9 protein-coding genes and 1 pseudogene are annotated in these 8,833 nt (G+C 68.8%); 4 read left to right on the top strand and 6 right to left on the bottom strand.

The annotated features are described in order from the left end of the window. Window positions 1-640 (bottom strand): annotated as a pseudogene (locus NA4_RS35930) (heavy-metal-associated domain-containing protein); the annotation flags it as partial. An 8-nt stretch (window positions 641-648) separates the two neighbouring features. Next, on the bottom strand, window positions 649-1,077 hold the full coding sequence (locus NA4_RS35935) for a hypothetical protein (RefSeq protein WP_067480146.1): 429 nt from the start codon (window positions 1,075-1,077) through the stop codon (window positions 649-651). Between the two features lie 417 nt (window positions 1,078-1,494). On the opposite strand from NA4_RS35935, the gene NA4_RS35945 reads away from it, so the two are divergent. Then, complete coding sequence (locus NA4_RS35945) at window positions 1,495-2,208, top strand: MBL fold metallo-hydrolase (protein ID WP_067480150.1); 714 nt, start codon at window positions 1,495-1,497, stop codon at window positions 2,206-2,208. A gap of 1 nt (window position 2,209) precedes the next feature. Here the strand turns inward: NA4_RS35945 and NA4_RS35950 are convergent, their stop codons facing one another. The 3 genes from NA4_RS35950 to NA4_RS35960 form a co-directional block, all read right to left on the bottom strand. Beyond that, window positions 2,210-3,307: a branched-chain amino acid aminotransferase gene (locus NA4_RS35950; RefSeq protein WP_067480152.1), complete on the bottom strand. Its 1,098-nt coding sequence runs from the start codon at window positions 3,305-3,307 to the stop codon at window positions 2,210-2,212. 146 nt (window positions 3,308-3,453) lie between these two features. Continuing rightward, window positions 3,454-4,554 (bottom strand): glycine cleavage system aminomethyltransferase GcvT, encoded by a 1,101-nt coding sequence (gcvT, locus tag NA4_RS35955; protein WP_067480155.1) that lies wholly within the window; start codon window positions 4,552-4,554, stop codon window positions 3,454-3,456. A gap of 144 nt (window positions 4,555-4,698) precedes the next feature. Next, window positions 4,699-5,304 carry a GNAT family N-acetyltransferase gene (locus NA4_RS35960; protein ID WP_067480157.1) on the bottom strand — a complete coding sequence of 202 codons (606 nt, stop codon included), beginning with the start codon at window positions 5,302-5,304 and terminating at the stop codon, window positions 4,699-4,701. Window positions 5,305-5,413: 109 nt separating this feature from the next. Between NA4_RS35960 and NA4_RS35965 the strand changes: the two genes are divergently transcribed. Next, on the top strand, window positions 5,414-6,211 hold the full coding sequence (locus NA4_RS35965; protein ID WP_067480161.1) for a TetR/AcrR family transcriptional regulator: 798 nt from the start codon (window positions 5,414-5,416) through the stop codon (window positions 6,209-6,211). Between the two features lie 9 nt (window positions 6,212-6,220). Then, window positions 6,221-7,732: a leucyl aminopeptidase gene (locus NA4_RS35970; RefSeq protein ID WP_067480159.1), complete on the top strand. Its 1,512-nt coding sequence runs from the start codon at window positions 6,221-6,223 to the stop codon at window positions 7,730-7,732. 170 nt (window positions 7,733-7,902) lie between these two features. Here the strand turns inward: NA4_RS35970 and NA4_RS35975 are convergent, their stop codons facing one another. Further along, window positions 7,903-8,265, bottom strand: a complete 363-nt coding sequence (locus tag NA4_RS35975; RefSeq protein ID WP_084497757.1) for an oxidoreductase — start codon at window positions 8,263-8,265, stop codon at window positions 7,903-7,905. Window positions 8,266-8,524: 259 nt separating this feature from the next. On the opposite strand from NA4_RS35975, the gene NA4_RS35980 reads away from it, so the two are divergent. Then, on the top strand, window positions 8,525-8,833 hold a 309-nt coding region (locus NA4_RS35980), incomplete at its 3' end, for a biotin/lipoyl-containing protein (RefSeq protein WP_305793852.1).

Raw genomic sequence — 8,833 nt, forward strand, 5'->3', positions numbered from 1 at the left:
CGCCGAGGCGCTGTTCGACGGCGCGGCGCAGCCGCGGCTGGTAATCGACGAGCGCGACAACGGCGTTGAGGCCCGCGGGCAGCCGCCGCACACCGGCCACGCGGCCGGCCAGCGCGACACCCAAGCCGACGGTGTTCATCGCCGCCAAGACCATGCTGCCGGCCAGCACGATGCCGTCGGCAGGCAGGTCCACCGGCGGGTGACCGGAATCGGGGTGCAGATTCTCGGCCGCGGTCACCACGTCGCACAGCTCGTCGACGGTCGTCGTTTCGTCCACCTCGACGATGACGCGTGACAGCGGGTAGTTGAGGGCCGCCGAGATCACACCACGATGCGCGCGCAGGGCGGCGAGTACCGCGGAGCCCACTTCGTCGTCGTCGGGCTCACGTTCGCAGAGGCCGCGCACTTCTATCCAGCAGCGGTTGTCGCCGCGCCAACGGCGCCGGGCCGGCTTACCGCCGAGCAGTTCCGACGCGGCCTCGGTGATCGCCTCGATCGCGCGGGCGGCAGGCATCGTGCGCACCGGCAATGTCGCGAGGTCCAGGCCCGCGGCGGTGACGACGGCAGCGGTCCGCGCACCCACGTCGAGGGCGCGCAAGGGCAGTGTCGCGGAGGTCCGTACCAGTCGGCTCAGGTCCACGTCGGCGGCTAACGCTTGCTCGGCGAGCGCCGCGACCCGGCCGCACTCTTACGCGCGGGCGTCCGACCGCCTTCTTCGCCTCGGCCGGGCGTTTGCTCGCCTTCCGGTCGCTGCTCGAGCTGTCCGGGACGACCGGCGCCTGGCACCGGCTGCCCGCCCCTGCGCTGACCGAGCTGCCGGATCACCAGTGCGGTGCCTCCGACGCCGAGCAGCACCGGCCAGTCCACCAAACCCGTGGCGCCGATCGCCGCCAATGTCAGCGCGGCCGCCGGTGTCGAACGGCTGCCTCTGCTCAGCCCGTTCTTCACGCCGACCGCGGCACCCTGCATGCCGCCGACCACGCCGTTGACGGCGGCGCCGCCCACAGCCCCAGCCGCGGCCGTCGTAGCGTTGGCCGTCCAGGTGATCACGTTTACCGCGCCTGCGGAAATGTTCATAGCCACTCCGTCGCGTTCACCGTCCAGTCACTAACGAGCAAACCGAAGTTTACCCGCGAGACACCGTTCTGGTGAGCAGAGTGCCGAAGAAGTGCCCGTAGAGTGACCCCACCCCTTTCAGCGCCGCGACCTGCGCTGCCTCATACAGAACACAGATATTTCGCTCTGCGGTAACCACCGCGAACCGCCGTTGGATGGAGTGGTTTTCGATCCACTGTTCGGGGATGTCGATCCGATTGGCCAATTCTTGGCAATCGCTCAGTACGTGCGCAGACCGGGCGCCTGGACCTGGTCGACGGCGACGTCGTCAGAGCACCTGAACATCGATCCAGTTCGGCCGGGCCGGGCTTCCGGTGCACTGGAATTTTTCCGGCCGCGGCGCGCGAAGCGTCTGGGCCGGGCAATAAGGTGTGCTGTATGTCTTCTGAGCGCCTCTATTTTCGCCAGTTGTTGTCGGGACGCGACTACGCCGTGGGCGATCCGATCGCGACGCAGATGCGCAACTTCGCGTATCTGATCGGCGATCGGGAGACGGGCGAGTGCGTGGTGGTCGACCCGGCCTACGCCGCGGGCGACCTGGTGGACATAGCCGAAGGAGACGGACTGCGGCTGAGCGGAGTGCTGGCGACCCATCACCACCCCGACCACGTGGGCGGCACGATGCTCGGATTCACCCTCCGCGGTGTGCGGGAACTACTCGAAAAGACAAGCGTCCCAGTGCATGTCAACGCCAAAGAGCTGTCGTGGGTGGCCAACGTCACCGGGATAGCCGAGAGCGAGCTGACCGGTCACGAGCACGGTGACAAGGTCGCCGTCGGCCCGTTCGACATCGAATTACTGCACACGCCCGGACACACGCCGGGCAGCCAATGCTTTTTGTTCGACAACCGGCTGATCGCCGGCGACACCCTGTTCGTCGACGGCTGCGGCCGCACCGATTTCCCCGGCGGCGATTCGGACGAAATGTTCCGCAGCCTGCGCTACCTCGCCGGACTCGCAGGCGACCCGGTGGTCTACCCGGGCCACTGGTATTCGGAGGAACCCAGCGCGGCGCTGTCCACTGTCCGGGACAAAAACTACGTCATGCGTCCGCAGACCCTGGAGCAGTGGCACATGCTCATGCCGGGCTGAGTCACATCCGGCGCATCCACCCGTGGATATCGGCGAAGGTGCCGCGCTGGATGCCGGTGAGGGTGTCGCGTAGAGCCATGGTGACCTCGCCGGGCTCGCCGCCGCCGATGGTGAACTCACCCTCGCCGGAACGGACCCAGCCGACCGGGGTGATCACCGCGGCGGTGCCGCAGGCGAAAACCTCGGTGATCTCCCCGGATTCGGCGCCCTTGCGCCACTCCTCCACGGAGATCTTGCGCTCCTCGACCGGGTAGCCGGAGTCGGCGGCCAGGGTCAACAGCGAGTCACGGGTGATGCCCGGCAGCAGCGAACCGGACAGCTCCGGGGTGACCAAGCGCGCCTCGGAGCCGGATCCGAAGACGAAGAACAGGTTGTTGGTACCCATCTCCTCGACATAGCGGCGCTCGCACGCGTCCAGCCACACCACCTGATCGCATCCCTTGGCCGAGGCCTCGGCCTGGGCGAGCAGCGAGGCGGCGTAGTTGCCTGCGACCTTGGCCTCGCCCGTGCCGCCCGGCGCGGCGCGCACGTATTCGGTGGACAGCCACACGCGCACCGGCTTGACGCCGCGCGGGAAGTACGCGCCCGCCGGGGAACCCAACAGCAGGTACTTGTACGAGGCGGCTGGCTTCACACCGAGGCCCGCTTCGGTGGCGAACATGAACGGCCGCAGGTACAGCGATTCCTCGCCGCCCGCCGCGGGCACCCAGTCCCGGTCGACCTCGAGCAGTTGCCGCACCGACTCGATGAACAGCTCGTCGGGCAGCTCGGCCATCGCCATGCGATGAGCCGACCTGCGGAAACGCGCCGCGTTGGCGTCGATGCGGAAGCACGAGACGCTGCCGTCGCTCTGGCGGTAGGCCTTGAGTCCCTCGAAGATGGCCTGCCCGTAGTGGAACACCATCGTCGCCGGATCCAACGACAGCGGGCCGTACGGCTCGACCCGCGCGTTCGTCCACGCGCCGTCGACGTAATCGATGGAGACCATGTGGTCGGTGAAGTACCGTCCGAACCCGGGCGCCGCCAGTACCTCTTGTCGCCGCTGCGCCGGAACGGGCGCGGGATGCGGAACACGGGTGAACTGTGCGGCAGCGGTCATGGCGACGATACTATCCGGACCGATCCGGCCATCTACTCACGGTCTGCGCCCTACTTGCCAGGTAACTGCCCGGTCGCACCCGCGCTCAATTGCGCGACTGCCGCCCGCTGGTCGGTTTGCAGCGTGGTTCCTCACAGGGATGCCGACTATTTGGTCTTGGTGTCCACGAAGGGTGGGTGGACGACTTCGCAGCGCAGGCGGCGGCCGCGGACGTCGACCTCGACCTCGGCGCCGGGCTCGATCGCCGCCGAGGTGTCCAGCAGGGCCAAGGCGATGCCGGCCTTGAGGGTGGGCGAGAAGGTGCCGGAGGTGGTTTCACCGACCGGCTTTCCCTCGCGCAGCACGGTCTGCCCTTGCCGCAGCACGCCGCGGTCGAGCGCCTTCAGTCCCAGCAGGATTCGGCGCGGGCCGGCCGACTTCTCCTGCTCCAGCGCGGCTTTGCCCCAGAATTCCGGCTTCTTCCAGCCGACCGCCCAGCCGCAGCGCGCCTGCACCGGCGAGATCTCCAGGGAGAGTTCATGCCCGTGCAGCGGGTAGCCCATCTCGGTGCGCAGCGTGTCGCGTGCGCCCAGCCCGGCGACCTGCCCCTCGGCGGCGCGCACCTGATCGACCAGGGCGCGGAACAACAGTTCGGCGTCGTCCCAGCGCGGCAGCAGCTCGTAGCCGTGTTCGCCGGTGTAGCCGGTGCGGCACACCCGGACGGGACGGCCATCCCATTCGGCGTCGGCGTAGGCCATGTACTCGAGGTCGGTAGGCAACCCGAGTGCGGTCAGTACCTCGCTGGAGCGCGGGCCCTGCACGGCGAACACGGCGTAGTCGCGGTGCTCGTCGGTCACGGTGATGCCTTCGGGCGCGGCCTTCCGCAGTTCCGCGACGACCGCCGCGGTGTTGGCCGCGTTGGGCACCAGGAAGATCTCGTCGTCGCTCACGTAGTAGGCGATCAGGTCGTCGATCACTCCCCCGTGCGGCGCGCAGCACAGCGTGTACTGCGCCTTGCCCGGACGGATCCGGCCGAGATCATTGGTGAAGGCGGAGTTGACGAACGCCGCGGCGCCGGGTCCGCGCACGGTCGCCTTGCCCAGATGGCTGACGTCGAACAGCCCGACCGTCGTGCGGACCGCCTGGTGCTCGGTCACCGTTCCCGCGTAGGACACCGGCATCTCCCAGCCGCCGAACGGCGCGAAGGTGGCATCCAATTCGACGTGCACGGTATGAATAGGTCCTTGCAGCAGGCTCGTCTCGGTCACCAGCCGAGCTTATCCGGGGCCGAGGCGTCGGTGCGGCGATGCTCGCCGGGCTCGTCCCGGGATCGCCGATAAGCCGCATGCTCTCGGCGACCGGGGCCGATGACCACAGCTAGCACCTTGGTGGACACCGCTACGCGACTCACGCTACGGGCGAAACCACATCGGGATGAGGGTCGGACCGTTCTCCGGGAGCGTGTGCGTCGTTCCGGTGGGAGCGAATCCGGACCGGCTGTACAGGCGAGCGGATCGTTCCGTGCTCGCTTCCAGGAATGCCGGGACGGATGCTTCGGACGCCGACTTCAAACGGTCGGCGATGATCGCCGCGCCCGCTCCCTTGCCACGGTGTTCCGGCATCGTGACGATCACGTGCAGGTACCGGTGCGGGAACTCGCGCGGGTGTTCCCTGGCGAGCAGATCGGTCAGGAACGCGACGCGCTCCAGCACCCGCGAGCCCGGCGCCTGGCCGGCCATCGTCCGCGCTTCGGCGGCCTCGTCTTCGAACCGCTGGACCGACGTGACGTGCTGCCAGATCGAGACCGACCAGATCTCCTCCCCGGCCCCCGCCACCCAGATCTCGTCCTCCCGCAAGGCGCGGTCGACCAACCCGGGCACGAAAGCGGTCCGGACGCTCGCGTCGGGTTCCCCTTCCAGCACCCAGGCCGTCACCACCTCGTCCGCGCTAGCCGCGCCGAACGCCTCGATGAGCGCGTCGCGGTCGGTGACAGCCGCCTGCCGAACGGTGATCTCCATTGCCGTTCCTTCCAATGTGAACATCGTGTTTGCACGCAAATTTATGCAGGCTATAGGCGCCTTGCTAGTATTTCGTCACACCTGTTCGTGTGTCGAAATGGGAGCCGCCATGACGTGCGCCATCTGCCGCGGCGAACTCGCCCAGCCCGCCCGCGGCCGTCGGCGCAGGTACTGCTCCCGGTCCTGTCAGGCCCGCGCCTACCGCGCCCGGCGCGCGTCCGTCCCGCTCCGCCGCGCGACCCGCCCGACCCGGCTCACCAAAGTCGGCATCGCCCGCACCGCTGTCGAACTGGCCGACCGAGACGGCATCGACGGCCTCACCATGCGCCGCCTGGCCAGTGCCCTCGGTGTCGCGACCGCCAGCCTCTACCGCCACTTCCCCGACCGGGAAGCGCTGCTGGCGAACATGGCCGAGTTGGTGCTGCACGAGATCCCGCCGCCGGGGCCGCACTGCCGTGGCTGGCGTCGTCGGCTACGGCACGAAGCGCACGAAGAATGGCGCCTCTACCGCGAGCATCCGTGGATGCTGCCGCTGCTGGCGCGCACCAGTCCGCCGGTGAGCCCCCCGATGCTGGACATCCTGGAACGAAGCTTCGCCGCACTCGACCGTGCCGACCTGGACAAGCGGACCGTCATCGCGATCTATCTCGCGTTGTCGGGCGTGGTCCAGGGACTCGCGCTGCTGTGGAGTTCGGAGCGCGTCGACCGTCTCGGCGATCCCCGGGACACGCCCGCCCTGCGCGACGACTTGGCCGAACTGCTCGACCCCGCGGTGCGTCCGGTCCTGCATCGCTTCTTCGGCGACGAGAACTCCGGCTTCGACATGGACTTCGACGACCTGCTCGCCACAGCGGTGGAACTGCTGCTCGACGGCGTCGCGGTGCGCCATCCCGGACCGACCGAATAGCCTGTGCCCATGACCGCTGTTGCAGATCGCTCGCTCGGACCGGAACTGGCACGCACTGAGACCATCGGCGCGGACACCGATGTGCTCGTCATCGGGTTGACCTCCTCGGAGAACGGCCCCAGCATCGTGCCCGAGGACCTGTTCGGCGACGTGCTCAACGCCGAGGTCCGCGCGGAACTGCTCGACCAGCTCGGCGCGGTCGGGGCGAAGGGCAAGGCCGAGGAGCTGACCCGCATCCCGGCCCCGGCCGGGCTGGACGGGGTGTCCAGCGTGCTCGCCATCGGTCTGGGCGCGGCCGACAAACTCGACCCCGAGCAGATCCGCCGCTCGGCCGGCGTCGCGGCCCGTGCACTGTCGGGCACCGAACTGGTCGTGACCACGCTGTCCGGCCTGGATCTGGGCGCCGCGGCGGAGGGCTTCTACCTGGGCGCCTACTCGTTCACGCCGTTCCGGTCGGACAAGTCCGCGCCCAAGCCGGACGAGCAGCCCGTGGCCCGCGTCGAACTGCTGGTGCCGGACCCGGGATTCGGCGAGGAGACGCTGTTCCACGCGCAGGTCACCGCCGAAGCCGTCGCCACCGCACGGGATTTCGTGAACACCCCGCCCAGCCACCTGTTCCCGGCCGAGTTCGCCGCCCGCGCGCAGGAGCTCGCCGAGGCCGCCGGGCTCACCGTCGAGCTGCTCGATGAGAAAGCCCTGGAAGCAGGCGGTTACGGCGGCGTGCTCGGGGTCGGCAAGGGCTCCTCGCGCCCGCCGCGGCTGATCCGGATCACCTACGCGGGCGGGACGAAGAAGGTCGCGCTGGTCGGCAAGGGCATCACCTTCGACACCGGCGGCATCTCCATCAAGCCCGCGCAGAACATGGAGAACATGACCTCCGACATGGCCGGCGCCGCGGCCGTGATCGCCACCACGCTGCTCGCCGCCCGGCTCAGCCTGCCGATCACCGTCACCGCCACGGTGCCCATGGCCGAGAACATGCCGTCGGCCACCGCGCAGCGCCCAGGCGACGTGCTCACCCAGTACGGCGGCACCACCGTCGAGGTGCTCAACACCGACGCCGAGGGCCGGCTGATCCTGGCCGACGCGATCGTGCGCGCGAGCGAGGACGAGCCCGACTACCTGATCGACGTGGCCACGCTGACCGGCGCGCAGATGGTCGCGCTCGGCACCCGCACGCCCGGCGTGATGGGCACCGACGACTTCCGCGACCGAGTCGCCCGCATCTCCCGCGATGTCGGCGAGAACGGTTGGGCCATGCCGCTTCCCAGCGAGCTGCGCGCCGATCTGAACTCCAAGATCGCCGACCTGGCCAATGTGGCGCCGCACCGGTGGGGCGGCATGCTGTCGGCCGCGCTGTTCCTGAAGGAGTTCGTCCCCGAGAACGTGCAGTGGGCCCATCTCGATGTCGCAGGCCCGGCTTACAACACCGGCGGCCCGTTCGGCTACATCGGCAAGGGCGGCACCGGTGTCCCGGTCCGCACGCTGATCGCGGTGCTCGAGTCCATCGCCGCGGAGTGACGTGGCGGTGCGTCGTCCTGGGCGCCTGGCGGACGACGCACTCCGCCCCTCAGCGAGCGCTGCGTACGACAACGCGGTGATCTTCGGTCGAACCGGACCAGCTCCGCTCGTCCAGGAAACCCTCCGGCAGCAGCCGTGGGAAACCGGGGCATACCGGACAACTCGACCGCTCAGTTGTCGTGCAGATCCCGCTCGAGCGCGCGCTTGCGCTCCACCCGCTTGCGGGCGTCGTAGTCGCGCATCCGCTGCGGATATCCAGTCTTGCGCACGTCGTAGACGGGGATGTGCAAATCCTTGGCAAGCCGTTGCGCCCCCCGCTCCCCGACGATCCGGCGTGTCCATTCACCATCAGCGGCAATAAGCACGACTGTGACATCGGTCACCGTGGTCTTCGGCTCGACGTAGCCCTCGACGCCCACGTGCGTGCGCACCCAGGCGGCCAGGTAACGGGCGTCCTCCCCGCGCACCGAACCCCCACGTAGACCGCCGCCACCCCGGGCCGCGCCGCTGCGGAAACGATCCAGCAAACTCAACGACGTCGACCTCCTTTCCTGCACCGGAGAATGTTCACCGCCGGTCTTCCCATACTGCCAGCTCCGTACAGTTCGCCGCCCTGTGCTACATGGCTTGCGAGCGAGTGCAAGGATGGACCGCGGTACAAGAACCACACGGATCTCCGGTGCCACGCACAATGATCGGTGGCTTCCGGCCTCCCGGCGCGACCAGCACCGGGAGTCCGCAGCGAGATCAACTGTTGTAGAACCCGTCGAGCAGTCAGAGGAGTCAACGGACATGGCCTTCTCCGTCCAGATGCCCGCTCTTGGTGAGAGCGTCACCGAGGGAACGGTGACCAGGTGGCTGAAGCAGGAAGGAGACACGGTCGAGGTCGACGAGCCGCTGCTCGAAGTCTCCACCGACAAGGTCGACACCGAAATCCCGTCCCCCGTGGCGGGTGTGCTGTCCAAGATCGTCGCGCAGGAAGACGACGTGATCGAGGTCGGCGGCGAACTCGGTGTCATCAGCGAGCCCGGTGAGGCGGCCTCGGCCGCGCCCGCACCCGCTCCGGAGGCCGCGGCTCCCGCTGCCCCGCAGGAGGCGCCC

This window comes from Nocardia amamiensis NBRC 102102 (assembly GCF_001612745.1).
Taxonomy (GTDB): domain Bacteria; phylum Actinomycetota; class Actinomycetes; order Mycobacteriales; family Mycobacteriaceae; genus Nocardia; species Nocardia amamiensis.